Annotated in this window: 24 protein-coding genes; 19 read left to right on the forward strand and 5 right to left on the reverse strand. The window is 56.9% G+C overall.

Annotated elements, in window-relative coordinates; translation table 11 throughout:
- Positions 1-104: 104 nt before the first annotated feature.
- Positions 105-797, forward strand: a complete 693-nt coding sequence (rsuA, locus tag NMD14_07085; protein ID XEI34156.1) for a 16S rRNA pseudouridine(516) synthase RsuA — start codon at positions 105-107, stop codon at positions 795-797.
- A gap of 19 nt (positions 798-816) precedes the next feature.
- Here the strand turns inward: rsuA and NMD14_07090 are convergent, their stop codons facing one another.
- On the reverse strand, positions 817-1,716 hold the full coding sequence (locus NMD14_07090) for a DMT family transporter (GenBank protein ID XEI34157.1): 900 nt from the start codon (positions 1,714-1,716) through the stop codon (positions 817-819).
- Between the two features lie 156 nt (positions 1,717-1,872).
- Between NMD14_07090 and NMD14_07095 the strand changes: the two genes are divergently transcribed.
- Positions 1,873-3,510 carry a peptide ABC transporter substrate-binding protein gene (locus NMD14_07095; protein XEI34158.1) on the forward strand — a complete coding sequence of 546 codons (1,638 nt, stop codon included), beginning with the start codon at positions 1,873-1,875 and terminating at the stop codon, positions 3,508-3,510.
- A 10-nt stretch (positions 3,511-3,520) separates the two neighbouring features.
- A complete protein-coding gene (gene yfcE, locus NMD14_07100; GenBank protein ID XEI34159.1) occupies positions 3,521-4,063 on the forward strand; it encodes a phosphodiesterase in 543 nt (180 codons plus the stop codon).
- Between the two features lie 36 nt (positions 4,064-4,099).
- Here the strand turns inward: yfcE and NMD14_07105 are convergent, their stop codons facing one another.
- The 3 genes from NMD14_07105 to flgA form a co-directional block, all read right to left on the reverse strand.
- Positions 4,100-4,516 carry a flagellar protein FlgN gene (locus tag NMD14_07105; GenBank protein ID XEI34160.1) on the reverse strand — a complete coding sequence of 139 codons (417 nt, stop codon included), beginning with the start codon at positions 4,514-4,516 and terminating at the stop codon, positions 4,100-4,102.
- Complete coding sequence (gene flgM / locus NMD14_07110; GenBank protein XEI34161.1) at positions 4,513-4,833, reverse strand: flagellar biosynthesis anti-sigma factor FlgM; 321 nt, start codon at positions 4,831-4,833, stop codon at positions 4,513-4,515. The genes NMD14_07105 and flgM overlap by 4 nt, the downstream gene beginning before the upstream one ends.
- A 91-nt stretch (positions 4,834-4,924) precedes the next feature.
- Positions 4,925-5,608, reverse strand: coding sequence for a flagellar basal body P-ring formation chaperone FlgA (flgA, locus tag NMD14_07115; GenBank protein ID XEI34162.1), 684 nt, complete (start codon positions 5,606-5,608; stop codon positions 4,925-4,927).
- A gap of 152 nt (positions 5,609-5,760) precedes the next feature.
- On the opposite strand from flgA, the gene NMD14_07120 reads away from it, so the two are divergent.
- The 14 genes from NMD14_07120 to NMD14_07185 all read left to right on the forward strand — a co-directional run bounded on the left by NMD14_07120 (position 5,761) and on the right by NMD14_07185 (position 22,867).
- The gene (locus NMD14_07120; protein XEI34163.1) at positions 5,761-6,672 is read left to right on the forward strand and encodes a chemotaxis protein CheV; all 912 of its coding nucleotides are present in this window, start codon (positions 5,761-5,763) and stop codon (positions 6,670-6,672) included.
- Between the two features lie 17 nt (positions 6,673-6,689).
- The gene (locus NMD14_07125) at positions 6,690-7,514 is read left to right on the forward strand and encodes a protein-glutamate O-methyltransferase (protein XEI34164.1); all 825 of its coding nucleotides are present in this window, start codon (positions 6,690-6,692) and stop codon (positions 7,512-7,514) included.
- A gap of 296 nt (positions 7,515-7,810) precedes the next feature.
- The gene (gene flgB, locus NMD14_07130; GenBank protein XEI34165.1) at positions 7,811-8,209 is read left to right on the forward strand and encodes a flagellar basal body rod protein FlgB; all 399 of its coding nucleotides are present in this window, start codon (positions 7,811-7,813) and stop codon (positions 8,207-8,209) included.
- The gene (flgC, locus tag NMD14_07135; protein ID XEI34166.1) at positions 8,209-8,628 is read left to right on the forward strand and encodes a flagellar basal body rod protein FlgC; all 420 of its coding nucleotides are present in this window, start codon (positions 8,209-8,211) and stop codon (positions 8,626-8,628) included. Before flgB ends, flgC begins: the two co-directional genes overlap by 1 nt.
- 15 nt (positions 8,629-8,643) lie before the next feature.
- Positions 8,644-9,372: a flagellar hook assembly protein FlgD gene (locus NMD14_07140; GenBank protein XEI34167.1), complete on the forward strand. Its 729-nt coding sequence runs from the start codon at positions 8,644-8,646 to the stop codon at positions 9,370-9,372.
- Positions 9,373-9,382: 10 nt separating this feature from the next.
- Entirely contained in the window at positions 9,383-10,681 is a 1,299-nt protein-coding gene (gene flgE, locus NMD14_07145; GenBank protein ID XEI34168.1) for a flagellar hook protein FlgE, read from the forward strand.
- Between the two features lie 144 nt (positions 10,682-10,825).
- A complete protein-coding gene (gene flgF, locus NMD14_07150) occupies positions 10,826-11,572 on the forward strand; it encodes a flagellar basal-body rod protein FlgF (protein ID XEI34169.1) in 747 nt (248 codons plus the stop codon).
- Between the two features lie 14 nt (positions 11,573-11,586).
- Positions 11,587-12,375, forward strand: a complete 789-nt coding sequence (gene flgG / locus NMD14_07155; protein XEI34170.1) for a flagellar basal-body rod protein FlgG — start codon at positions 11,587-11,589, stop codon at positions 12,373-12,375.
- 14 nt (positions 12,376-12,389) lie between these two features.
- On the forward strand, positions 12,390-13,061 hold the full coding sequence (gene flgH, locus NMD14_07160; protein ID XEI34722.1) for a flagellar basal body L-ring protein FlgH: 672 nt from the start codon (positions 12,390-12,392) through the stop codon (positions 13,059-13,061).
- 8 nt (positions 13,062-13,069) lie between these two features.
- Complete coding sequence (locus tag NMD14_07165) at positions 13,070-14,167, forward strand: flagellar basal body P-ring protein FlgI (GenBank protein ID XEI34171.1); 1,098 nt, start codon at positions 13,070-13,072, stop codon at positions 14,165-14,167.
- Between the two features lie 43 nt (positions 14,168-14,210).
- Positions 14,211-15,284 carry a flagellar assembly peptidoglycan hydrolase FlgJ gene (gene flgJ, locus NMD14_07170; protein ID XEI34172.1) on the forward strand — a complete coding sequence of 358 codons (1,074 nt, stop codon included), beginning with the start codon at positions 14,211-14,213 and terminating at the stop codon, positions 15,282-15,284.
- A gap of 3 nt (positions 15,285-15,287) precedes the next feature.
- On the forward strand, positions 15,288-17,288 hold the full coding sequence (locus tag NMD14_07175; protein ID XEI34173.1) for a flagellar biosynthesis protein FlgK: 2,001 nt from the start codon (positions 15,288-15,290) through the stop codon (positions 17,286-17,288).
- Positions 17,289-17,292: 4 nt separating this feature from the next.
- On the forward strand, positions 17,293-18,501 hold the full coding sequence (flgL, locus tag NMD14_07180; protein XEI34174.1) for a flagellar hook-associated protein FlgL: 1,209 nt from the start codon (positions 17,293-17,295) through the stop codon (positions 18,499-18,501).
- 490 nt (positions 18,502-18,991) lie between these two features.
- Complete coding sequence (locus NMD14_07185) at positions 18,992-22,867, forward strand: DEAD/DEAH box helicase (protein XEI34175.1); 3,876 nt, start codon at positions 18,992-18,994, stop codon at positions 22,865-22,867.
- Between the two features lie 155 nt (positions 22,868-23,022).
- On the opposite strand, the gene NMD14_07190 is transcribed toward NMD14_07185, so the two are convergent.
- Positions 23,023-23,916, reverse strand: coding sequence for a DNA replication terminus site-binding protein (locus NMD14_07190; GenBank protein XEI34176.1), 894 nt, complete (start codon positions 23,914-23,916; stop codon positions 23,023-23,025).
- A gap of 151 nt (positions 23,917-24,067) precedes the next feature.
- On the opposite strand from NMD14_07190, the gene NMD14_07195 reads away from it, so the two are divergent.
- Positions 24,068-25,021: an IS1595 family transposase gene (locus NMD14_07195; GenBank protein ID XEI34177.1), complete on the forward strand. Its 954-nt coding sequence runs from the start codon at positions 24,068-24,070 to the stop codon at positions 25,019-25,021.
- 464 nt (positions 25,022-25,485) lie between these two features.
- On the forward strand, positions 25,486-25,695 hold the full coding sequence (locus NMD14_07200) for a DUF1127 domain-containing protein (protein XEI34178.1): 210 nt from the start codon (positions 25,486-25,488) through the stop codon (positions 25,693-25,695).
- Positions 25,696-25,876: the final 181 nt, after the last annotated feature.

Genomic DNA, 25,876 nt, shown 5'->3' on the forward strand with positions numbered 1-25,876 from the left:
ATCGGATGACCTGTTCGTCATAATTGGCAACCCCTTAACAGTGGCGTTGTCGCCCCCGCCCGATATAATGACGCCCCTTTACTTGTTGGACTCCGAGGTTGTGAATGCGGCTTGATAAATTTCTGTGCGATTGTTCCGATTTGACCCGCTCGCTGGCAGGCAAACTGATCCGTCAGGGCGAGGTCATGGTAGATGGCATTGTGGTCAAGCAGCCCGCCTTTCATATCAATGAGCAGAGCCAGATCGAGTTTGACGGCGTGCTGCTGACGCTGGAGCAGCGCAACCGCTATTTCATGCTGCACAAGCCGGAAGGTTACGTCTGCTCCAACGAGGATCCGGATCACCCGACCGTCTTCTTTTTGATGGACGAACCCGCCATGGGCAAGCTGCACGTGGTGGGTCGCCTCGACCTCGATACCACAGGGCTGGTGCTGGTGACCGACGACGGCCAATGGTCCCACCGCATTACCTCGCCGCGCCACGAGTGTGCCAAGACCTATCACGTCTGGTTGGCCGATCCGGTGAGCCCGGATGCGATCGCGCTGTTCGCCGAAGGGGTCTACCTGCGTAACGAGACCGATAAAACCCGCCCTGCCCAGCTGGAAATTCTTGCTGAGTGCGAGGCCCGCCTGACCATTCACGAAGGCAAGTACCATCAGGTCAAGCGGATGTTTGCTTCTATCGGCAACAAGGTTGTTGGCTTGCATCGCGAGCGGGTGGGTGGCCTGACGCTGGATGAAGAGTTGGCCCCCGGTGAATACCGCGAGCTGACCGCTGAGGAGATTGCCCTGTTCTGATCAGGGATGGTGCCGGGTGTCAGTGAGTGCTGAAACCCAGCACCAGCGCGGTGCCCAGGGTGGCAATCAGCGCCCCCGCCCAGGCGGCAACGGATGGCCGCTCCCCCGAGTGCCACCACAACAGCGGTAGCAGCAGTACCGGCGTGGTGGAGGAGAGAATCGCCACCATGCCCACCTCGCCCTGCCGCAGCGCCATCAGGATCAGTGTCATACCCAACCCCATCGCCAGAAAACCGTTGGTGGCAATCATGGCGAGGATCTGGCGATTGACCGGTTTGAGCGGCATGGCCAGCGGCAAGCGCCCCAGCCGCAGGACGCAGTGGGCCAGCAGGGCGCTGCCCATCCGGATACCCGATGCACTCACCGCATCCACCTCACCACTCATCATCACCGGCTTGGCGATGATGGCTCCCACGCTCTGACACAGTGCCGCCGTGAGACCAAGGCCAATCCCCAGCGCCAGATTGCCACGGATCTGCTCCCACTCGTTACTGCTACTGCGTCTGCCAAACAGGATCGCCAGCATCACGCCGGCCAAGACCAGCATGGCCCCCAGCAGTCGCCAGCCCGTCAGCTGCTCATTAAAGAGCCACAGCCCAAGCAGAGCGGAAAACAGCGCATGGCAGGAGAAGAGCAGGGCACTGCGTCTTGGCCCCAGCCGGTTCATGCAGGCAAACAGCGCCGTGTCGCCGACGAAGATGCCGACCAGTCCCGAGATGGCGAGCAAGGGCAGGGCGCTTGCGGTGAGGGTTTGCCAGCCACCGGTGAGCAGACTCATGGTGCCGAGCATCAGGCTGACCAGAAACATGCGCCAGCGACTGTAGGCAAATGCGCCGAGATGACGGGCCGGTTTGACCGAAATTAGCGCTGCAACTGCCCATAAACTGGCCGATGCGAGGGCCAGCCACTCATAACCCATAAAAACTCCTGAAAAAATTAACCCGAAAGACTCCATCTCCCGGGCAAGCCCGATACAATACGGGGCGTTTTCGGGGATAACAAGAACGGCATCAGGCATTCATCAGGCGCGCCGTCGGCCTTCCCCTCCTGCAGTGGTTTTATTCGAGGTTTTGTCATGAGGTATGGTTTCTTCCCCAAGCTGGCGCAACGCTGGCTCTCCCCGCTGTTGCTTGCCGTGCTGGCAGGGCCCCTGGCCCATGCCACCACAGTTGAGCAGCAGCCTCTGCTTGCTGATCGGCAAACCCTGGTCAAGGGCAACGGTGCCGAGCCGGAGTCGCTGGATCCGGCGTTGGTGCGCTCCGGTTTTCCGGGGGAGGCAGTACTGGTCGATCTGTTTGAAGGACTGGTCAGCGATGATGGTAAGGGGCATATCGTACCCGCTCAGGCACTGCGCTGGGAGGTGAGTGACGATGGGCTGGAGTGGCGATTTTTCCTGCGACCCCAATTGAAGTGGTCCAATGGCGAGCCGCTGGTGGCCGCTGATTTTGTCTATGCCTGGCGCCGTCTGCTCGATCCGGCCATCAGCTCCCCTTCTGCCGGGTTGCTGCTAGCCACGGGGATCAACAATGCGCAATCCATCTATGCCGGCGCGCTGGAGCCCGACAATCTGGGTATTGAGGCGCAAAGCGACCAGATCCTGAAAATCACCCTGGAGCGCCCTGCCCCCTATTTCCTGCAGCTCATCAGTCAGCGCCCCTTTGTGCCCGTCAATCAGAAGGCGATAGCCCAGTTTGGCAAACAGTGGACCGAGCCTGGCAAGCTGGTGAGCAATGGTGCTTATCGGTTGGCAAGCTGGGCGCCGAACGAGCGGATCGAAGCCGAGCGCAATATCCACTACTGGGATGACATTCACACCCGTATCGAGCGAGTCACCTACCTGCCGATCTCCTCGCAACATGCGGAACGGCTGCGTTATGAGGCCGGTGAAATACAGCTCACCAACAAGGTCTCCCTCGGCTATTACCAGAAGATGAAGCGCGAATCCCCGGAGCGGCTCTGGGGCTTGCCGCTGTTTGGTACCTATCTCTATACGTTCAATTTGAAACGCCCCGAACTGCAGGATGTGCGGGTGCGTCAGGCGCTGTCCATGGCGGTTGATCGACAGCAGCTCATTGGTGCGGTGAGCGGGCATGATGAACAGGCTGCATGGTCGCTGTTGCCGGAGATGCCGGGTTATCCCCGGGTGGTATTGCCTGTGGCGCTTGAGGATATGCCGACCCGGCAGGCCAAAGCGAAAGCCCTGCTGTCAGCGGCCGGGTATAACAGTGCAAATCCACTAACGCTAAGCATTACCTACAACAGCGCCGACACCCACAAGCAGATGGCAATGGCCATTGCCGCCATGTGGCAGAAGCTGGGGGTACAGGTCACCCTCAACAGTCTGGAGTGGGGCGCCTATCAGGTGGCCAAGGATAGCGGTGATTTTCAGGTGGCCAGAAGCTTCCTGTTTGGCGATTACGTGGAGCCGTCAGCCATGCTGGGCAGCTTCCGTTGTCAGGATCTGCGCAACGAGAGCGGCTACTGCAATCCCGAATTTGATCTGCTGCTGGAGCAGGCTGCCAACACGCTGGACAGTGCGAGCCGGGGTGAACTGTACCGGCATGCCGAACAGTTACTGCTTGAGGAGGCGCCGATCCTCCCCCTGTATCATTACAATCAGATGAGACTGGTTGATCCCACCCTGCGGGGACTGCCCAGCCAGAATTTGAAAGGGACGATTGCCACCAAGGATCTCTACTTCAGCCCGCAGTGAGGCGCATTTCATGAAACTTGCCATCATTTCCGACATCCACGGCAGCATCATTGCGCTGGAGCGGGTGCTGACCCAACTTCAGCCCTGGCAGCCGGATCACTATCTGCTGCTCGGCGATCTGCTCAACCATGGCCCGCGCAATCCTCTGCCGGAAGGGTATAACCCGGCCGCGGTGGCCGATCGGCTCAACGAGCTGGCGCCACAGATCATCGCGGTGCGGGGCAATTGCGATTCCGAAGTGGATCAGATGCTGTTGCACTTTCCCATCACAGCCCCCTACAACCAGTTGCTGATCGATGAGCGGCGCTGGTTTGTCAGCCACGGTCATCGTTATCGCCCGGATGAGGTACAACTGCCGGAGGGCAGTCTGTTCCTGAGCGGCCACACCCATGTGCCGGTGCTGGAGTGGCAGGGGGAGCGGGTATTGATGAACCCGGGATCGATCTGTTTCCCGCGCGGCGAGTTGCCTGCCAGTTACGGGAGCTATGAGGACGGGGTACTGCGCGTCAATGCGTGTGAGGATGGGCGGGAATTGCTAGGCCTGGCGCTTTAAAACGAAGATCAAAAATGCGAGGCCTGATAAGAGATGTCAGGCCTTGATACCGTAGGAGCGGGTGCCAGAGCGAGTGTTGCCCTTGGCGTCATAGGTCAGGCTGTTGCGATCGCGCAGCTGACTCAGAAAGGTTGCCAGACGACGGTTGGAGACGATGCTCAATTCAAGCAAGCGACCGTTGAGATCATTTTGTGCCTGGCAAGCATCCAGCTTTGCACGAAGCTGCGCCATCTCATCGGGATAGGCTGCCAGCTGCAGTGCCAGCTCCGGCATCTCTGCCAGCGTTTTGTCCAGGGTTTCTATCGCAGCAAGCAACTGCTGTTTGCGCTCGGTCAGCGCAGGCAGGGCCAGTGCCTGATGCTGCTCGAGCAATCTGAACTCCTCTTCCAGAATGCCTTGCATCTGGCTGAGGTAATCATCTTGGGTGTGCAGTAACGAAGGTAAATCCATCATCCCAGAACTTTGTCCAGATTGGCCTCGAAACTGAACATCTTCTTGGCAACAGCGTCGCTGTTGACCTGATATTCACCACTTGCGACGGCTTTTTTCAGCCGTTCAACCTTGCTCTCATTGCCGGTCGAGGCGGTATTGAGATTTTGTTGCATTTTTTGCAATTGTTGCGCCTCACTGGTCAAGGAGACGGAGTCCAGCTTGACAGTAGCCGCTTTGTTTTCGGGCGATGAGGTGACTGACTTGCTGCCTGTCCCCTGGCTATTAGCGGTATTTTGCAACCGATTATTCGCCAAGTTGTTGATATTGTTGATGGCCATTTTAGTTACCTTCGTCTGCTTTAAGGTTTGCTTACCTGTTTATCGGTGCGGCAGGTCAAAACTTTAGAAAAAAGTTGTCAAGGATCCCGATTTAAAAAGTGACCGATACGGCGCCCACAGCACTGACTTTACCCTCAACGGTTTTGCCGGAGCGGATATTGACGAGTTTGATGATCTCTCCGAAGCTGCCATCTTGCAAGGCTCGGGCCATGGTTTTGATCTGGAAGTTGCTGTTCTCTGCTGTCAGGGTGACCTGATCCCCTTTGCAAACCACACAAACCTGGCTCAAACGGATGGGCTGCCCCGGTTTTAGCTCCCGCTTGCTGCGTACTCCGATAAGAGGGGCGGTGTCAGTCAGGTAGTCTCCGCGGATCAGGGTCTGATCCTGATAGGCCAACACCAGTTGGCTTTCACTCAGCAGATCCCCCTTGGCGATGGGGTTGGTCACCGTGACATAGGGTTTTTGAATACTGACCCGCACCGGGAGATACACGTCCCAAGGTTTGTCTTCCTCACATCTAATGTAAACTGTTGTATTACGGCGAATTTCCATTTTTGCTGGTAAGCTGATAGTGAGCAGATCTTCGCAGCGGGTCAGTGGGAGCCGTTCATCCAACGTGGCAGAAGTGACCTCAGCTCTGGCATCCAATGGCACATCTAACTGGCTGTAAACGAACTCTTGTGCCTTTTCTTGCAGATAAGTCGTGACGTCCGAGGCGTAGCTGGAAGATATGCTGCCAAAAAAGAGGCTGATGAGTAAAAGTCGGTTAATCATTTTCGCTCGTTGGTCGATAAGATAAGTTGTTCACGCATATCACCATATTTAACAACTATGATTGCTTCAGAATCTGTTCGTTGTCACATCGATAGTCTGACGCAATCCATCGCGCATGCATGATTAGTGCCAAGCGTTTTTAGGGAGTGTTTATGGCCAGTATCCTGGACTCGGTCAACCAACGTACCCAGCTAGTGGGGCAAAACCGGCTGGAGCTGTTGTTATTTCGTTTAAATGGACGTCAAAGATTTGGCATCAACGTATTCAAAGTGCGTGAAGTGTTGCAGTGTCCCCCCTTGACCGTGATTCCCAAATTGAACTCCTGCATTCGCGGGGTCGCCCACATTCGTGGCCAGACTATCTCGGTTATTGACCTCAGCATGGCGATGGGCAAGCGTCCGATCGAAGATTTGAGCAAGTGTTTCATTATCATCTCCGAGTACAACCGCTCCATTCAGGGTTTTCTGGTGCACTCGGTTGAACGCATCATCAATATGAACTGGGAATCCATTCTGCCTCCGCCCAAGGGTGCGGGTCGTATCAACTACATGACGGCGGTCACCGAGGTTGATGGCGAGTTGGTCGAAATTCTAGACGTTGAACGCATTCTCAACGAGATCTCTCCGGTCTCCACCGAGGTCAGTCGGGAGTTGGTTGAAGCGAGTGTTGAACACCCCACGCTGGGGCGTCCTGTTCTTGTTGCCGATGACTCCTCTGTGGCACGCAAACAGGTGCAACGTGCGCTTGAGGCCATCGGTGTCGAATGCGTGTTGGCAAAAGATGGCCGTGAAGCATTGAACATGCTATTGGGCATGACCAAAAATGGTCCCATCAAGGATCAGATTGCGCTGGTTATTTCGGATATCGAAATGCCGGAAATGGATGGCTACACCTTCACTGCCGAGATCCGGAATAATCCCAATCTCAAAGATTTGCATGTTATTCTGCATACCTCGCTTAGTGGCGTATTCAACCAGGCAATGGTGCAGAAAGTTGGTGCGAACAATTTTATCGCCAAGTTCCAGCCTGATGAATTGGCCAAGGCCGTACAAAACGCACTCTAATTAAGAAGAACAGCTGCATGAAGACACTTTCGGACGACTTATACAAACAGTTCAGCAACTTTCTGGCAGTACAGAGCGGAATTGTGCTGGGGGATAACAAGCAGTATCTGGTGAAGAGCCGTCTTTCACCTTTGATGGCTCAGTTTGGCATCGAGAGTCTGTCTGATCTGGTTACCCGTGCAATGAGTGTGCGAGAGCGTGACCTGAAAATGGCCGTAGTGGATGCCATGACGACCAACGAGACCCTCTGGTTTCGTGATACCTATCCGTTCCAGCTTCTTACCGACAAGATTTTCCCCGAGTTGGGGAAAAGTGGCCGGCCCATCAAGATCTGGTCTGCTGCCTCCTCGTCAGGTCAGGAGCCCTACTCCATTGCCATGACGGCGCTGGAGCAGCAAATGAAAAAGCCGGGTACCTTGCCAGGTGGCGTTCAGATCGTGGGGACAGATATTTCGACGACCATGCTCAATCAGTGCAAGGAGGGGGTCTACGATAGCCTTGCCCTTGCGCGCGGTTTGTCACCCGAGCGTAAGAAGATGTTTTTTGAACCTTATGGCGACAACAAGATGCGGGTCGCTGAGCGAGTCAGAAAATTGACGACCTTCAGGCCACTCAACTTGCTGGAGAGCTATAGTCTGCTCGGTAAGTTTGACATTATTTTTTGCCGCAACGTGCTTATCTATTTTGCGCCGGAAGTGAAGTCGAAGATCCTCAACCAGTTTGCTGCCAGCCTCAATCCTGGTGGATATCTGATGTTGGGCGCGTCGGAGTCACTGGCCGGGTTAACCGACCGATTCGAGATGATCCGCTGTAATCCGGGGATTGTCTACAAGGTCAAATAGGCCTGACGGCCTTGATATTCGGAGTTTTGCCGGATATTGCCAGTTCACGTAAAGAGGGAAGCGGCCAGCTTCCCTCCTTCTTTATCCACAGTTCTATCTCTCTATTTAACTGCCATCTCCCGCCACTGCAAAAATGGTTGAAACCCAATGGTGGCCAGAAGCGGCCGCCTGGTCGTGGGCACGAGAGGCTTCTGTCGTTTTCGGTCTGAAATGTGCTCATACCCACACCATCGATTTGAGTGACTTGCTTGTGGCATACCTCTTGCTAACAACTTGTACCAAGCAGGAGGTGTGCTATGGCTCTTTCATTTGACAAGGCATTCGGTGTGCATCAACACACGATCAGCGTTCGCGCCAAGCGTGCTGAAGTGCTTTCCAGCAATATTGCCAACGCGGATACCCCGGGCTTCAAAGCCAGGGATATCAACTTCGCTCAGGCATTGCAGGAGGCCCAGTCGCATCAGGGTTTTGGTCTGGCAACGACCAGCGAAAAGCACTTTGCCTTGAATATGGACGCTCCGGGTACCGTGCAATATCGCAACCCGCTGCAGCCGGATACCGGTGACGGCAATACGGTCGATGTGCAGCAGGAGCGCAGCGAATTTCTGCGCAATAGCCTCGAGTATCAAACCTCCCTTGAATTTATGAATAGCAAGATCAGTGGCCTGCTCAAGGCCCTGAAAGGAGAGCAGTGATGAGTTTGTTCAAGGTCTTTGACATAGCAGGCTCGGCTATGAGTGCACAGTCGGTGCGGCTCAACACGGTTGCCAGCAACATGGCCAACGCGGACAGCGTCAGCTCCAGTGTGGAAAATACTTACCACGCCAGGCGGCCAGTCTTTGCCGCCCAGCTCGATCAGGCGATGTCTGACAAGCAAGGCTCGGTCGGGGTTGAAGTGAAGGGGATTGTCGAGAGCAAGGCGCCACTGCTCAAGGAGTACAACCCCAACCACCCGATGGCAGACAAAGACGGCTTTATCTTCAAGCCAAACGTCAACATGGTCGAAGAGATGGCAGACATGATCAACGCTTCGCGCAGCTACCAGACCAACGTACAGGTTGCAGACTCGGCCAAGAAGATGCTGCAGCAGACGCTCCAGCTTGGCAAGTCCTGATAGGAGGGATGCAGCATGGTCGATACAACCAACAATGTGAACGGTATCAGCCGTACCACAACCCAGACGACAGGCACCACTACGACGCCCAAGAAAGAGCTGGATCAAGCTTCATTTATGAAGCTGCTGACCATGCAGCTGTCATATCAGGATCCCTTCAAGCCTGTAGATAACGCCCAGATGCTCTCCCAGATGGCATCCATGTCGACATCCGAGGGGATCAGCAGTTTGTCCAATCAGATGGGTAAGCTAAATGAACAGATGATTTCCAGCCAAGCACTGCAAGCCTCCGCATTGGTGGGACAAAATGTGTTGCTGCAGAGCAGTACGGGCTATTTGGATCAGGAGGGCGCTCTCTCTGGTGTTGTGGCTGTGGGGACATCGAATAAATATTCGGGCATCAAGATAACCGTAGAAGACGAGAAAGGTCAGGTTATCAAGGAATTTCCCCTCGAAGGAGACAAGCAAGGCAACATCGAGATTGCCTGGGATGGCAAGGACAAAGATGGAAACCGAGCAGCGCCAGGGAAATATGTCCTCAAAGCAAGCGGCACCCTGGATGGCAAATCGGAAAGCATCGCAACATTTGCTTATGGCAAGGTTGATAGCGTTGCCCTGGGCAATGCAACAAACCCGACAATGCTCAATGTGAAAGGCCTTGGCAGCACATTGTTGAACAGCATCCTGCAAATTTCAGGAACCAATTCAAACTCGACAGTCACCCCGTCAACAGCATCGATTTAAGGAGCTGGATATGTCATTTAACAATGCCTTGAGCGGTGTCAACGCGGCACAAAAAGACTTGAACGTCACCGCCAACAACATTGCTAACGTTAACACCATGGGCTTTAAAGAGTCCCGTGCCGAGTTTGCGGATGTCTACGCCAACTCTATCTTTGTCAATGCCAAGACTCAGGTCGGTAACGGTGTGGCGACCGGTGCGGTGGCCCAGCAGTTCCATCAGGGGGCGCTGCAATTTACCAATAACGCGCTGGATCTGGCGATTCAGGGGAACGGCTTCTTTGTGACCTCTGATGGCTTGACCAACCTGGATCGTACCTACACCCGTGCCGGCGCCTTCAAGCTCAATGAAAACAGCTATATGGTCAGTAACTCCGGCGGCTATTTGCAGGGGTACGAGATCAATTCTGATGGCACCCCCAAGGCGGTCAGCATCAACGCGACCAAGCCCATCCAGATCCCGGACAAGGCCGGCGAGCCGACTAAAACCTCTTTGGTGGATTCGAGTTTCAACCTGCCATCATCAGCAACGCCGATCGATGTGACAGCAACACCGCTTGATACCACCAACGCTAAGACTTATTCCTCTTCTACCTCAGTAGTCGTATATGACTCACTTGGTGAGCCACATACCATCACTCAATATTTTGTGAAAAAAGGGGACACTCAAACACCTTCACAAGCATTGAATCCCCCTACTTGGGAGATGCATTTGTATGAGGGTACAAAGCCTATTATGCCTGGTGGCACACCAGCCACTCTGACGTTCGGATCTGATGGCAAGTTAACCGGCACGTCGCCTGATCCCATCGTCACCGATACGTTGGGTACACCTGGTGCAGGTGTCATAACTAATGGAGCGGATCCGACCCAAAAGTTTGAGTATCGGTTAGGTACTGTTACTCAATATTCCTCACCATTCGAAGTCAACAAATTGACCCAAGATGGCTCCACCGTCGGCCGTTTGACCAAGGTGGAGATCACCCCGGATGGCATTGTGTCTGCAACTTACAGCAACGCCACCACCGTCAAGGTGGCCATGGTGGCCATGGCCAAGTTTGCCAACTCGCAAGGCTTGACTCAGGTTGGTGATACCTCCTGGCGACAATCCCTGCTCTCTGGTGATGCCTTGCCGGGAACGCCAAATTCGGGAACATTTGGCACCATCAAGTCGTCGGCGCTGGAGCAGTCCAACGTGGATTTGACTTCCGAACTGGTGGACCTGATCACGGCCCAGCGTAACTTCCAGGCAAACTCCCGTTCGCTGGAGGTCAACAGTTCGCTGCAGCAGACCATCCTGCAGATCCGTTAATAGCGCAATGAATGATAATGAGAGGGGGCTTGGCCCCCTCTCTGTTTCTGTCGCGTTCCCGCCTTACTCATCCCCATCTATTTCTGCTGTTGGCACTCTAATTGCATTTCTCCGGTCAGAGTCATCTGTTTGACGGAGAATTCCATGGATCACCTGCTTTATATCGCCATGTCCGGGGCCAAAGAGACCATGAACAGCCTGGCTGTTCGTGGCAACAACCTCGCCAATGCCAATACCACCGGTTTCAAGTCCGATTTCGAGCAGGCCAGAAGCATGCAGGCGTTCGGAGAGGGATTGCCAAGCCGGGTGTTTGCCATGGCTGAACGTCCGGGTCAGAACCTGCAGCATGGCATGCTGATGACCACCGGACGGGATCTGGACGTGGCGGTGGATGGTCCGGGCTGGATTGCCGTACAAGACCCCAAGGGCGGCGAGGCCTATACCCGCATGGGCAATTTGCAGGTCAATGCGACCGGTAATCTGCAGACCTCGACCGGCCTGAATGTGGTGGATGACGGTGGTCAGCCCATCGTGCTGCCGATGCCGATGGAGAAACTCGAGATCAATCGGGATGGCACCATCAGCGGTCGACCGGAGGGGGCTGCCGCCAACTTGCCGGAAGATTTCCAGCGGATCAAGCTGGTCAATCCGGCCGCCGATGCGGTGGAGAAGGGGCAAGATGGTCTGTTTCGCCGCAAGGATGGCCAGAATGAACCCGCCTCGGCCAATGTCGGCCTGATTGCCGGCTCCCTTGAGGGGAGCAACGTCAATGTGGTGGATGAGATGACCAACCTGATCCGGCTGCAACGCCAGTTCGAAACCCAGGTCAAAATCATGAAGACGGCCGAAGAGAATGATGAAGCTCAAACCCAACTGCTGCGAATCAGCTAATCAAGGAGTTACCTATGAATCCCGCACTCTGGATCAGCAAGACCGGGTTGGATGCACAGCAGACCAATATTTCGGTCACCTCGAACAACCTGGCGAACGCCAGCACCGTGGGCTTTAAAAAGTCACGGGCCATCTTTGAAGATCTGCTTTATCAAAACATCAATCAGCCCGGTGGTCGATCCTCTGCCGATACCGAGCTCCCCTCCGGCTTGATGCTGGGGGCGGGGGCCAAGGTGGTGGCGACCCAGAAAAACCACAGTCAGGGTAACGTGCAAACCACCGACAACTCACTGGATTTGATGATCAGTGGTCGTGGTTACTTTGAAATTCAGTTGCCGGATGGCAGCGCGGCCTATACCCGCAACGGTCAGTTCACCCTCAACGATGAAGGGACCATAGTGACGCCGGGTAATGGCTACCCGCTGCAACCGGAAATCCAGATCCCGGAAAACGCCCAGAGCGTCACTGTGGGTGAAGATGGCCAGGTCTCGGTGCAGCTCAAGGGGGATGGCGCCTCGCAGGTCGTCGGGCAGATCAATATCTCCGACTTCGTCAACGCCAGCGGCTTGCAGCCGATGGGTGAGAACATGTTCGTCGAGACCCAGTCCAGCGGTGCTGCCGCGCAGGGGACGGCCGGTGCCGATGGTCTAGGGGTGATCAAGCAGGGGATGCTGGAGACCTCCAACGTCAACGTGACCGAAGAGCTGGTGAATCTCATCCAAGCTCAGCGGGTCTACGAGATGAACTCCAAGGTGCTCTCGGCGGTGGACGGCATGATGTCCTTCCTGATCCAGCGTACCTAATTAGGAGGTGCATGATGAAAGCCGTATGGATGCTGGGATTGCTGGTGCTGGGAGGGTGTAGTAGCACGCCCAATACCCCCAAGCCTGATGATCCCGAGTTTTCCCCCGTCTACGGGGAGTCGGAGCCGGTGTCGGTGCGGCCGACAGGGGCGATTTTCCAGCCAGATCAGGTCAATGGCATCTATTCGGATATCAAGGCGCACAAGGTAGGCGACATCATTACCATCGAGTTGTCGGAGTCGACCTCCGCCTCGAAAAAGGCCAATACCCAGAGTGGCAAGAATAACAAGTTCAATCTGGACCCGGTCAAGTTGGGTGGCGTGCCCGTGACCGCCAGCCCCTATGATCTCTCAGCCTCCATTGCTCAAGACAGCGCGTTCAAGGGCCAGGCCAAGGCGGATCAGAGCAACAGCCTGCAGGGCAATATTTCGGTCAGCGTGGCCAAGGTGCTGCCCAACGGCAATCTGGTGGTGCGTGGTGAGAAGTGGATCATGCTCAACAATGGCAATGAATATATCCGGATCACCGGCCTTATTCGCCCGGAGGATGTGACATCTGATAACAGCGTTTCGTCCCAGAAAGTGGCCAATGCCCGGATTTACTACGGTGGTACCGGCGATCTGGCCAATAGCCAGGAGCAAGGGTGGCTTACCAGCTTTTTCAATGGTCCCTGGTGGCCGCTCTAGGAGATGTTATGAAGTCACTCCGTCTTGTCACACTGCTCTGCTGTCTGCTGCCCTTGGGCGTGGCCAATGCGGCCCGGATCAAGGACATCAGCTCGGTTGAAGGGGTGCGTAACAACCAGCTGATTGGTTACGGTCTGGTGGTGGGGTTGCCCGGCACTGGCGAGAAGAACAACGCCTTCACCGAGCAGACCTTCCGTACCATGCTCAACAATTTTGGCATCAAGGTGCCGGATAACATCAAGCCCAAGATCAAGGATGTGGCGCCGGTGGCGATCCATGCCGACCTGCCCCCCTTCTCCAAGCCGGGCCAGACCATCGACGTGACGGTCTCTGCCATTGGCGAGGCCAAGAGCCTGCGGGGCGGCACTCTGCTGCAGAGCTTCCTGAAAGGGCTCGATGGGCGGGTTTATGCGGTCGCCCAGGGCAGTCTGGTGGTCGGTGGTCTGGGGGCCGAGGGGGCTGATGGTTCCAAGGTGGTGATCAATACCCCGACCGTCGGGCGGATTGCTAACGGTGCAACCGTGGAGCGGGAGGTGCCCAACTCCTTCAGTCAGGGGGACACCATCACCTTCAACCTTAACCGCCCCGACTTTACTACTGCGCGCCGTCTGGCCGATGTGGTCAACGATCTGGTGGGGCCAAATACCGCTCAGGCGCTCGATGCCACCTCGGTCAAGGTCTATGCCCCGCGGGATCCGGGTCAGCGCGTCTCCTATCTCGCCACCATCGAGAATCTGGAGGTGGATCCGGCCAACGAGGCGGCCAAGATCATCGTTAACTCCCGCACCGGCACCATAGTGATCGGCAGTCAAGTCAAGCTCAAACCGGCGGCCATCAGCCATGGCGGGTTGACGGTGACCATCGCCGAAAACCAGCAGGTCTCCCAGCCCAACCCGTTGGCGGGAGGAGAGACGACGGTGACCAACAACTCGACCATCAATGTTCAGCAGGAGCCGGGGCGGATGTTCAAGTTTGATACCGGTGCGACCCTGGACGATCTGGTCCGGGCGGTCAATCAGGTCGGGGTTGCCCCCGGTGATTTGATGGCCATCCTTGAGGCGCTGCAGCAGGCAGGCGCCATCGAGGGGCAACTGGTCATATTGTAACAAGCGGCAAGTGGTTGCCACGGGTGGCAATGAGGTAAGCAAAATGGCGGAGTTTGACAGCAACAGCGGCATGAATCTCGGGATGGTACAGGACATCAAGAACCTGGACCGTCTGCGCCAGATGAGCCAAAGCAAAGAAGGGCAGGCCGAAGCGCTCAAGAGTGCGTCACGCCAGTTCGAGTCAATCTTTACCCAGATGCTGTTTCAGAGCATGCGTCAGGCCAATGGGGTGTTGACTCAGGACAACCCGATGAACAGCAGCTATACCCAGTTCTATGAAGGGATGCTGGATGAGCAGCGAGTTGCTGACATGTCCAGCAAGGGAGGGCTGGGATTGGCTGACATGGTGGCCAAGCAGCTCTCTCCCGAGACCTTTACCCATCAGGATGGACGGGTGCTCAAGATGCCGCAGCGTACCGAACGGACCTACAAACCCTATCAGCCACCCACGGCCGCTGCCGATGATTTGATCGCGGCATCAAAAGTTGGCAAAGATTTTGCTGAAAGAGAAATGACCGAGGGGGTCAAGGAGAGCCACGCACTCACTATGCCCCGTCGACCGCACCGCAGCATTCCGCCCATGGGACGCATGGCCAGCGAAGAGGGCAGTGCCACCGGTAGTGGGGGCAAAGAGTTCGATACACCGGAAGAGTTCGTCAATCGCCTGATGCCGCTGGCCAAGAAAGCGGCCGACAAGCTGGGGTTAAGCCCGGCAGTATTGGTCGCCCAGGCGGCACTGGAGAGCGGTTGGGGCAAGCGGGTGATCAAGGATGGCGAGGGGCAGGTGACCCATAACCTGTTTGGCATCAAGGCCGATCCGCGCTGGGAAGGGCCCAAGGCTGTGGTCAGCACGCTCGAGTATGAGCAAGGCGTCGCCTCCCGCCAGAAAGCGGCATTTCGCTCCTATGAGTCGTTTGAAGAGAGCTTCAACGACTATGTGGATTTCCTCACTTCCGGCTCTCGCTACAAGGGAGCCCTGGCGAAGGTGGATAGTCCTGATCGCTACTTTGAGGCGCTGCAACAGGCGGGTTATGCCACCGACCCGCACTACGCCAGAAAATTGAAACAGGTATTGCGCAGTGACGCCATTGCCCAATACAACGAGATGGAGCTGTAACGTATGGCAAGCGACCTGCTTGGGATTGGTTCATCGGGCGTGCTGGCACAGCAACGCCTGCTGCAGACCACCAGTAACAACATAGTGAACGTCAATAGCCAGGGCTATGTGCGTGAGCGTACGCTGGTGTATACCAATACCATCGGTCTGGGGACCGGTGACATCAAGACCCAGCGGGTAATCAACGACTATATGCAGGGGGAGGTGCGCCGTGATACCTCCGCCTATCATGCCTCCCTGACCCATTATGAACAGCTGGCTGGCGTTGACAGCTTGCTTGGGGATACCAGCAACAGCGTGGGGGCGGCCATCACCTCCTACTTCAAGTCATTTCACTCTGCCAATGAATCGCCTGCCGAGATCGGTGGGCGCAAGGTGGTGATGACGGAGTTGAGTGGCATGGTCAACCGTTTTCATACCCTCTCGGCGCAGCTCGACAAGCAGAGCGATACACTCAACACCCGCATTGAAGATGAAACCAAGCAGGTCAACAGCCTGCTCACCAGCATCAATGATCTTAATCAGGCCATCATCCGCACCCAGGGGTCACCCGAAGAGAACCTGATGCTGTTTGATCAGCGGGATGAGGCGATCCGCCAGCTGTCGGAGAAGATGGATATTCGCACCGTAGCCCAACCCAACGGCAGCATGCTGGTCAATATGAGCACCGGCCATTCGCTGATCCTCGATGGGGGCGTCGCCCAGTTCAAGGTGATTGCAGGAGATCCTGACTCCCGGGATCAGGAGCTGCAGCTGACCCTGGGGGCGAACAAGGCAACCATCGATCACGATACGTTTGGTGGTGCCATGGGGGGGCTGTTCAAGGCGCGTACCGACCTTGAGCCGACCAAGCGCGAACTGGGGCAGCTGGCCGTGGCGATGGCCGATGCGATGAACCAGCAGAACCGCCTCGGGATGGATCTGGATAACGAGATTGGCGGCGATATCTTCACTCTGCCAACCAGCAAGGGATTACCTTACGGTGGCAATACGGGTACCGCAGGGGCTTCGGTCAGTTTTTTACCTGGCAAGGGTACTAATGTTACGCCGTTTGACTATGAAGTTAGATTTAGTGCGACAGGATATGAAGTGTTTTCCTTGGACAAAGATGGAAATGGCACTTCTTTAACGACCGGACCTTTACCTGCCTCTTCCATTTCTATTGAGGATCACGGGATAAAAATCGACTTGACCGGTACTCCTGCTGCCGGTGACAAATTGTTGTTGCAACCGACCAAGAGTGCTGCGGCGGGCCTTGGCCAGCTGATCACCCGACCGGAAGATTTGGCCTTGGCCTCTCCGCTTAAAGCGGAAAAGACCACCAACAATGGCGGCGGGGCTGATATCAAACTGGGTGGCGTATTCAATACCGGTGCGGGGTCAGGTTTTGGTACTAATAGTCTGAGCCCGACAGCGCCTCAGGTGGTCAAAATCGATGCCAGTGGTAACTATCAGGTGTTTCAAGCCGATGGTACCACCCTGATAGGTACGGCCCCCGCGAGCAGCAAGGGACAGAATTTGATGGCTGCCTTGCAACTGCCACCCCCCACTGGTGGACCAGCCTATCCAGACCCGAAACAGGCGCCCGGCTACGAGTTCAGCATCACCGGAACGGTGGATGCCGGTGACAGCTTCAAGCTCAGTTACAACAGCAATGGCTTTGCCGATAACAGCAATGGCTTGGCTCTGGCCGAGCTGCAAAACAAGGATCTGGTGCGCAAGAGCACCAATGGTGGGACGACCAACGACAAGATGACCTTTAATCAGGCTTATTCCGGGTTGGTGATGGAAGTGGGTAACAATACCAGTCAGGCAAAAACCTTGCTTAAGGCCAATGAGTCCAAGCTTATTCAGAGTACCGGCATCTTTGAAAGCGTGTCAGGGGTCAATCTGGAGGAGGAGGCGGCCAATCTGATCCGCTTCCAGCAATCCTATGCGGCATCGGCGCAAATCGTCAGCACGGCCAAAACCATTTTCGATACACTGCTCTCTTCCGTGAGGTAACGCCATGCGCATCACCACCAACATGATCTATGACCGGAATATCTATTCTCTCAACAGTGCCAATGAGCGTCTGAGCAAAGCCTATCAACAGCTGCAAACCGGTAATAAATTTCAGACTGCCGGAGAAGATCCGGCGGGGATGAGCCAGAAGATGGCGCTGACCAAGGAGATCGACCTGTTCAAGCAGTATGGGGTCAATGGCAGCTTGTTGGAAAACAGCCTGGGGCATGAGGAGACGGTATTAACCTCGATCAATAATGCCATGTTGAGTGCCCAGACCCTGATCCAGAAGTCAAATAACGGTTCTATCAGCATGGATGATCGCAAGGCTATTGCCAGCGAGCTGGAAGGATTGCAGCAGCAGATGTTCGACCTGATGAATAGCAAGAACTCGTCTGGTGAATTTATATTTGGCGGCAATCAGAGCAAGACCCAGCCCTATATCAAAGACGCCAACGGAAAATATATTTATCAGGGCGATCCTGGCCAGCGAAATATCCAGGTGTCACCCACAGTACAAATTGCTGCCAATGATTCCGGGCAGGATCTGTTTGAAATTGTGGCGACCAGAAGAACTGCCAGTGCAACCACCGCGAATATCAAGGTTGGCATTGGCGATCAGGGTAATTTTGATAATTTTTTCAAATCCAATTATAACTCGGCACTGCCCAGTAACTCCTATACTGTATCAACCACCATTGGCCCACCGGATACCTATGATATCAAGGATGCCGGTGGCACTACCCTGCAAACAGGTAACTATACTCCCGGCACCAAGATCCCCTTCAATGGTCTCGAACTGACATTGGATCAGCCGGCAGGTGCTGCAGCACAGCAGTTTGATCTCAACCCCCCCGAGAATGACAACGTGTTGAACGGGATGTCAGACTTCATCACTGCTCTGCGTGACCCCAATATTTCAGCCGAGAGTTTTGAGCAAAACGTGGCCGATGCCACCGTTCATATGAAAAATGCCCGCTTGAATATCGATCATGGGTTGGGTGAGCTGGGTGGCCGGATGAACAGTCTCGAGGCGGTAATGGGTTCCAATGAAGGGCTCAGCACCCTCAACGCAGAGGCGAGAGCCAAGGTGTCGGAAGCCGATCTCTATGAAGTTATTTCCGCGCTGTCAAAAGAAGATGCGGCATTGAGTGCCTCGCAACTCTCTTTCAGCAAAATAAGTCGTTTGACGCTGTTTGACTATATCCGCTGATAAAGGCATATCGACAACTGGCGGTGCCGGATGCTGGCAGGTGGGGATCGGCTATTGCGGGGTGAGCCGTTAAAGAACGCGGCGCAACAGCTGACCGTCGCCCACAAAGGGGAGTTCGACAAGCGACCGTCATACCGATTTCCACTGTTTGTGCCGGGTGAGCAAGAACGGCCTTGGGGTGGCTCATTTGGCGCCGAGCGATGGTTTCTTGTGGATAGAAAATTGAAACCGTTTTCAGAAATCCTTTTCAACTGTGATCCGCTTCAAAGCTTTTTCGGGCACCAACCTTTAGCATTGGCTCCAAGAATTAGGGGCTAGCGCTCCCGATTTTCCCGCTGTGGGAGGTAACCGGATGATCCGGCTATTTCCTTCGTTACTTTCGACGGTCATCATGGATGGCCGTTTTTTTTTGAGTTATTTCACGGTAAAGGGTCGAGCCGCTGGCGCTTTACCGTTAAAATTCCGCTTTTGCACTTGCCCGTGAGTCTTAATGTCTGCGTCCACCCTCTCTTCGGATAGTTATGCCCTGCTCGCCACCCTGCAATTGCAGCGCGTTGCCAGTCCCCGTTTGCTGCAAGAACAACTGGCGATGGGCCATGCCCTGCTCGATACACTGACCCGACTGCAGGATGCTGGGTTGGTCAGATTGCGCGGGGAGCAGCAGTGGTGCCTGACCGCCGAGGGGACGCTGGCGCTGATCCTGGGGGTACGTGCCGGTCTCTGCCCGGCGCCGGACTGGAGCCGGGTGCCCTCATTGACTGGGCAGGATCTCACCCATGCGGTGGTGCGCGAGCTCTGTCGTGGCAAGGCGGGGGAGATCCCGACCTATTTCTCGGCCAGCGATCTGCTGACCCTGCTCGATACCCCGGATGCTCACCAGTTGCTGGCGGGCTCCAGCCCCGCCTGGCAGCAACTGCTGCTGGAACACTTCTCGCTGCAACTCTTGCTTGATGCCCCCTATGAAGAGCGCTGGCCGCTGGCCAATGCGCTGGTGCGCTGTGCCCCCGAGGTGCAGGCCCGGGCCAAAGCGTTCGAGGCGGAGTGGCGCTGGCTCTGCGGGGATGGCGAGAGCACATCGCCAACCGGCGAGGGCAACGATGCCGTGCCCGGCTGGCCAGCCCTGCAGGCGCTGGCCCAGCAGCGCCAGAGCGGCCCGCTCGGCGAGCGACTGCTCACCGCGCTGGGTCAGTGGCAGGCCGCCGATGAGGGCGAGGCGGGCCAGTGGCCCCGTTCATTCAGCGCCCTGCTCTGGCTTGGCTGGTTGCAGCAGGCCGATCCCGTCATCGCCAGCGAACAGCGCAAGAAGTGGCAGCGCAGTCTGACCGGTCAATTCCCTCTGCTTGCCGACCTGCTCAGCCAGTGGGCGGGCGATCGCCACGGTCAGGCGGTCGGCCTGTTCGATACCCTGCAACTGCCGGTGGAGGAGCTCCACTGGGGCTATCTCTGGCTCGATCTCTGCGCGCTGGCCCGTCACGGTGCCCAGAGCCCGCAGGTGGCCATGTTGCACAAGTGGGATCTCTCCCATCTGCTCGATGCCGAGCCCCATCATCGCCTGATGGCGTTTTGTCAGGATCTGCTGCGCATCTTGTTGGGCGAGGCGGCCAAAGGGGCGCCCCTGTGCCAGCTGCGCGGCAGTGAGGATAGTGCGCCAGAGAGCAGTGACGAGCAGGATGATGACGGGGACGAGGACAAAACTGCGGCCTCGGCCAGCTGGCTCAACTGGCTGCAGGGGTTGGGACGCTCCAGTGGCGTACGCAAGCCGCAGGAACGGCTGGTGTGGCTGCTGCATGCCGAGGGCCCCGAGCTGGAGTGCAAGATCCAGAAGCTGAGCACCAAGGGGGAGTGGACCGCCGGTCGCCGGGTCGATCCGGCCCTGCTCTCTACCCAGTATGCCGCCATGCTCGATGAGCACGACTGGGCACTGGTTCGCACCCTGCCACGGGTGATGGGACGGCTGCCGCGGGATGTCTGGGCGCCGCTGGCCGATCACCCCCGTTTGTTCAACGCCAAGGGGCAAAAGCTGCAACTGGCCATCAGCGCCCCCCTGCTGCAGGTGGTCGCCACCGAACAGGGGATGAGCGCGCAGCTCTGTCCCGATGCGGCCGCCCGCGGGGCCCATATCATGCCGCTGGCTCAAGATCTGTGGCAGCTGATCCTCACCCCGCAGCCGCTGCTCGACCGCTTGCCAGCGCTCGAATCCATCCCGCTGCTGCCAGCCGAGGGGCTGACCGAGCTGCAACGCACGCTGGACGCCATTCCCGAGCTGCCCTGGCACAGTCAGGTCGAAGGGCTTAGCGGCAACGCCGAACTGGCTCCCTGGCCGGGCATTCCATCGGTGCAACTGGATTGGCAGGATGGTCAGCTGTCGGTCAAGCTGGTCACCCGCTTTGACGATCTGCCGCCCCAGCCCCTTGGCAAGGGTGAGCCCATCGTGCGGCAGGGGATCAAGGCGTACCACTACTGGCAGCGCGATCTCGCGGCCGAGAAGGGGCAGGCCCAACTGCTGCGCAATCAATTGCCCATCGGCCTGCCCGGCAGCGAGTGGCTGCTGCAGGGGGAACAGGCGCTGGCGCTGGTCAATGCCCTGCCCGAGCTGGTGGATGCCGGTGTGGTCATTCACTGGCATCAGGACAGCGCCCGCCTCAAGAGCCTCGATGAAGCGGCCTTGAGCCTGCGCATCGAGCGGCGGCAGGACTGGTTCCAGGTCGAAGGGGCGCTGGCGCTCGATGAGCACCAAATCCTCGACCTACGCCTTATTCTGCGCCAGATGACCCCGGGGCAGCGCACCGTTCAGCTCGACGAGAAGACCAGCCTGATGCTGAGCGACAAGCTGGTGGAGCGGCTCACCATGCTGGGGGCCATGCTCGATGAAGAGCAGCGCATCAACAACAAGCTGGCCTATCCGCTTACTCGCCTGCTCTCTGTCGTCACCACCGAAGGGGATGCGGCGTGGCAATCCTTGCAGCAGGAGTGGCAGCAGGAGGTCGAGTGCCCGGACGAGCTGCTGACCTCCCTGCGGGACTATCAGAAAGAGGGGGTGCGCTGGATGGCGACCCTGGCCCACCACGGTTTTGGTGCCTGTCTGGCCGATGACATGGGTCTGGGCAAGACGCTGCAGGCGCTCATCGTGCTGCGGATGCGCCAGCACCTTGGCCCTGCGCTGGTGGTGGTACCCAAGTCAGTGGTCACCAACTGGCAGGAGGAGGTGGCCCGTTTCGCCCCTGAACTGGATGTGGTGGTGTTCGAGAATCCCGCCGAGCGGGAGGGGATCATTCGTGAGGCCAAGGCCGGTCAGGTGATCCTCATCAACTACGGCATGCTCGGCAGCCTGGCGGAGGCGCTCAAGTCCCGCCGCTGGTCCAGCATGGTGCTCGATGAGGCGCAGCAGATCAAAAACGCCGGCACCCAGCGCGCCAAGCTGTTGTTCCAGCTCGACGGCGATTTTCGCCTCGCCCTCTCCGGCACCCCCATCGAGAACCATCTGGGGGAGCTGTGGAGCCTCTTCACCTTTATCAACCCGGGGCTGCTCGGCAGCCTTGGCGAGTTCAAGCGCCGCTTTGGCAAGGCGGTCAAGGATCCCCAGCACATGGCGCTGCTGCGGGCGGTGATCAGCCCCTTCATCCTGCGCCGTCTCAAGCAGCAGGTGCTGACCGAGCTGCCGGACAAGACCGAGATCATCCACCACATCAGCCTCTCCCCCGAAGAGCGCCAGCTCTACGAGGCGACCCGGCGTGAGGTGGTGCAGCAGGTGCAAAGCGCCGATGGTCGCGCCCTGATGCATGTGCTGAGTGGCCTGACCCGGCTGCGCCGCCTCTGCTGCTCGCCGGAGCTGGTGATGCCCGAGTGGTCGCAGACCAGCAGCAAGCTGGACGAGGCGATGGCGCTGCTGGAAGAGGCGATCGACGGCGGTCATCGGGTGCTGGTGTTCAGCCAGTTCGTCGATCTGCTTAGCCTGCTGCGGGCCCGCATCGAGCAGAAATCCTGGGATTACTGCTATCTGGATGGGGGCTGTTCCGCCAAGTCCCGTCAGGACTCCATCCTGCGTTTTCGCCACGAGGAGGTGCCGCTGTTCCTCATCAGCCTCAAGGCGGGGGGGACCGGCCTCAACCTCACCCAGGCCGATACCGTGCTGCACCTCGATCCCTGGTGGAACCCGGCGGTGGAAGATCAGGCGAGCGATCGGGCACACCGGATGGGCCAGACCCAGCCGGTGACCGTTTACCGGCTGGTGTGCGAGCAGACGGTGGAGGAGAAGATTGTCGCCCTGCACGACGAGAAGCGGGCGCTGGCCGATGGGTTGCTGAGCGGCCAGTCCGAGGTGCGCGGGCTGGATGTGGAGAGCCTGCGGGCCCTGCTGATGGGCTGATTGGCGAAGCCACCTTTCATACCGCCTATCGATACAAAAAGGGGAGAACATCCAGAGATGTTCTCCCCTTTCTCGTTTGGGATGCTGATGCGGGATTCATCGTTTATTGCGGCAAGGCGGCGCAGTTATCCCTGAATCAGCTATCCCTGATCCAGTCACCCCTGATAGAGATAGAGGTGCAGCCGCTCGATGATGGGTTCGCCGCCAATCTTGCGATCCCGCCGCGCCTGTCGGCTCTTGGGGGGATAGTTGCCCAGATGGGTGACCGCGGGCGGGGTATCGGAGCAGAGCAGTAGTGGCAGGCTCGCCTTGATCTGCTGCTTGCGCGGGGTGCGCTCCAGCCAGAGCAGGTTGATCATCGGGTGGGTCTTGACCGGGCGGCGGATCCGCAGCTCGGCATCGGCGGGCAGACGGCGAATGTCGTACACCTCCTGATCCACCATCTTGCTCCACTCCTCGTTGTTGGAGAGGGCCGGTATGTAGCGGCGGCTGCGCTCCAGCATCTCCAGCACCTGCTCGCGACTGAGGCGATTGATGGTCTGCTTGTCGGCCCAGGTAAAGCCGAGGGATTGCAGCTCCCCCGCCAGCAGGGTCAGCTTGCGGTAGACCTGCAAGGTGATCACGCCGGGCAGGGCGGTATGTACCAGCTCGAACTTCTCGTCCCGCCCGCCCGCCTGCTGCACCAGCGCCTTGAAATCGAGCTTGTGCTGGTTGATTTGGTCGATCAGCGGTTGCAGCAAGGGGGCTGCAGCGGCAGGAAAGCGCAGCCAGCCGGGCAGCCGGTGAGTCGCCTTGGTGGAGCAGCCGGGGCGGGCGCTGTGATCCCGATAGGCGGCAAGGGTGGCCGCCAGTGCGGCTTCACCGTTGAGGTAACCCACCTCAATCTGCGCGATCGGGTCGTGCTCTTCCCCCTGCGCAACCGGGGGGAGGGGGTAGACATGGCCCTCTTGCAGCTCGAGCTGGCCAAGCAGATCGGCCAGCTGGTTGAGAGAGGCTTCAATGGCGGCCATCTGTTGACGCAGGGCGGCGGTCGGGGTAAAGGTATGCATCGATGATCCTGTGGTTTCATCCGCCGTTGACGGCATAAGCTATGGCGTCAGGGCAGGGGAGTAAACTACTGTATAAATAAGGCGCTGTTCCAGAGCCGTATTGGTGGCAAGCGTTATACTTATTTCAGGTTATTTGAGTAAGGAGCTTGCCATGGACAGCCAAGCGTTTTCCTCAATGCTGCGTTCTTTTGCCCAGCTCGACCCAATCCAACTAGAACGCGCCCAGGAACAACTTCGTCACCATCTGCAACGTGATCAACTCCATCAGGCATTAGCAAACCAGAGCGAGGCTGTCGCAGCATGCCCCTGTTGCAATTCCTCCCATGTCATTCATTGGGGACGTGCTCGTGGTCAGCAGCGGTTCCGTTGTAAGGCATGCGGCAAAACATTCAATCAATTGGATGGTTCTGCTTTGGCGGGGCTTCATCACAAGCACAAGTGGGCTGCCTATGCTGACTGCCTCAGTCGTGGGTTGTCGCTGCGAGCCGCTGCCAGAGAGTGCGCCATCAACCTGAAGACCGCATTTCGTTGGCGCCATCGCTTTCTGCGCTACGCACTGACCACTCGAGCCAAGCAATTGGCCGGGATCGTAGAGGCCGATGAGGTATTTGTAGCCGAATCATTTAAGGGACGACGTCATCTGGATCGTCCAGCAAGGCGCCGGGGCGCGAAGGGTAAAAAACGTGGGCATATACCCTTGGTCCCGCTCTTAATCGCGCTAGATCGATATGGTCGAGAAAGTGATGCTGTGTTGTTAGATAAAAGCCTGAGTCAAATCGAACCTTCCCTAAAACCACTCCTCACGGCGGGAACAATCCTGTGCACGGATGGCAATCTAAGTTACAGCACGATTGCACAGAACGCGCCGGGCGTGATCCATAAGCGGTTGATCGCCAGCGCTCATCATCGAGTAGAAGATGATGTTTTCCACATCCAGACCCTCAATAACTACGTGAGTCGTTGGCGGGAATGGATGGCCAAATTTCACGGAGTAGGAACAGACTACCTGGAAAACTACCTTGCTTGGTTTCGAGTGGTGAACCAGGAGCCGAATACATCCTGTTCATGGCTGCTTGGCGGAGTCACTCGGCTCACCTACACGTAAAGGGAACAGCGCCATAAATAACCATACCAGTATGCCGGTTGCGCGCCAAGGGGCGCGTTTATGGGTCGTCATCGAGGGAGCTGCGCGGGAAGAAACGTAAGTTTGTTTTATGTTTCATGGTGTTAATTGCAGATCACCAAGAGATCATTGAATTAACAATCGAATGTAATGACGGGGTTGCCAGCCATAGCGCGTCCATTGGTGAGTGCATAGGCAATGCGGTAAATTGCATATGTAAGATGGTGCCATGCAGCACAATATGCTGCGGGCAGTGGATGGTCGAACGGTGACTTAATTATTCTTTATAAATCAAAGTATTAAAATTTTATCAGTCAGTTTTTTACTATTAGTTTTACTAATGTGACGTATCAAAATTCGTCAATTGAGTCGGCCCTGCTCCCTGACTAAGCTTTGCGCATCAAATAAAGCCCAGTGCGTAAACACATATTCCGAGGAGCCACATTATGGCCAACATGACTTATACCGAAGCCGGTTACCAGCATTCCAGCCAATTGAATCTGGTTGCTCGCGTTAAAATGACCGTTCTGACCTGGCTGGAACGCAGCCGCAGCCGTCGCCAGCTCTCCGAGCTGCCCGAGTACTTGCTCAAAGACATCGGCCTGAACGAAGCTGACCGTTATCAAGAGACCACCAAGCCGTTCTGGCGTGGTTGATCAGCCGGGCATGGATGCCTCGTTTTTCTGCTAATCCGTTTGCTGCTCTGCCCCTGTGGCGCCCGGCCATCAGGCGGGTAATAGTCTGTTTTATCTCCCCCGTTTTCCCCCTGTTGTGCGTTGATCCTCTTGCCTCTCTTCTTTATTTCACATTGCTATAGCCCCTCGCTGTCGTCGCTCG

The sequence above is a fragment of the Aeromonas veronii genome, from assembly GCA_041319085.1.
In the GTDB taxonomy this organism is placed as follows: Bacteria; Pseudomonadota; Gammaproteobacteria; order Enterobacterales; family Aeromonadaceae; genus Aeromonas; species Aeromonas veronii_F.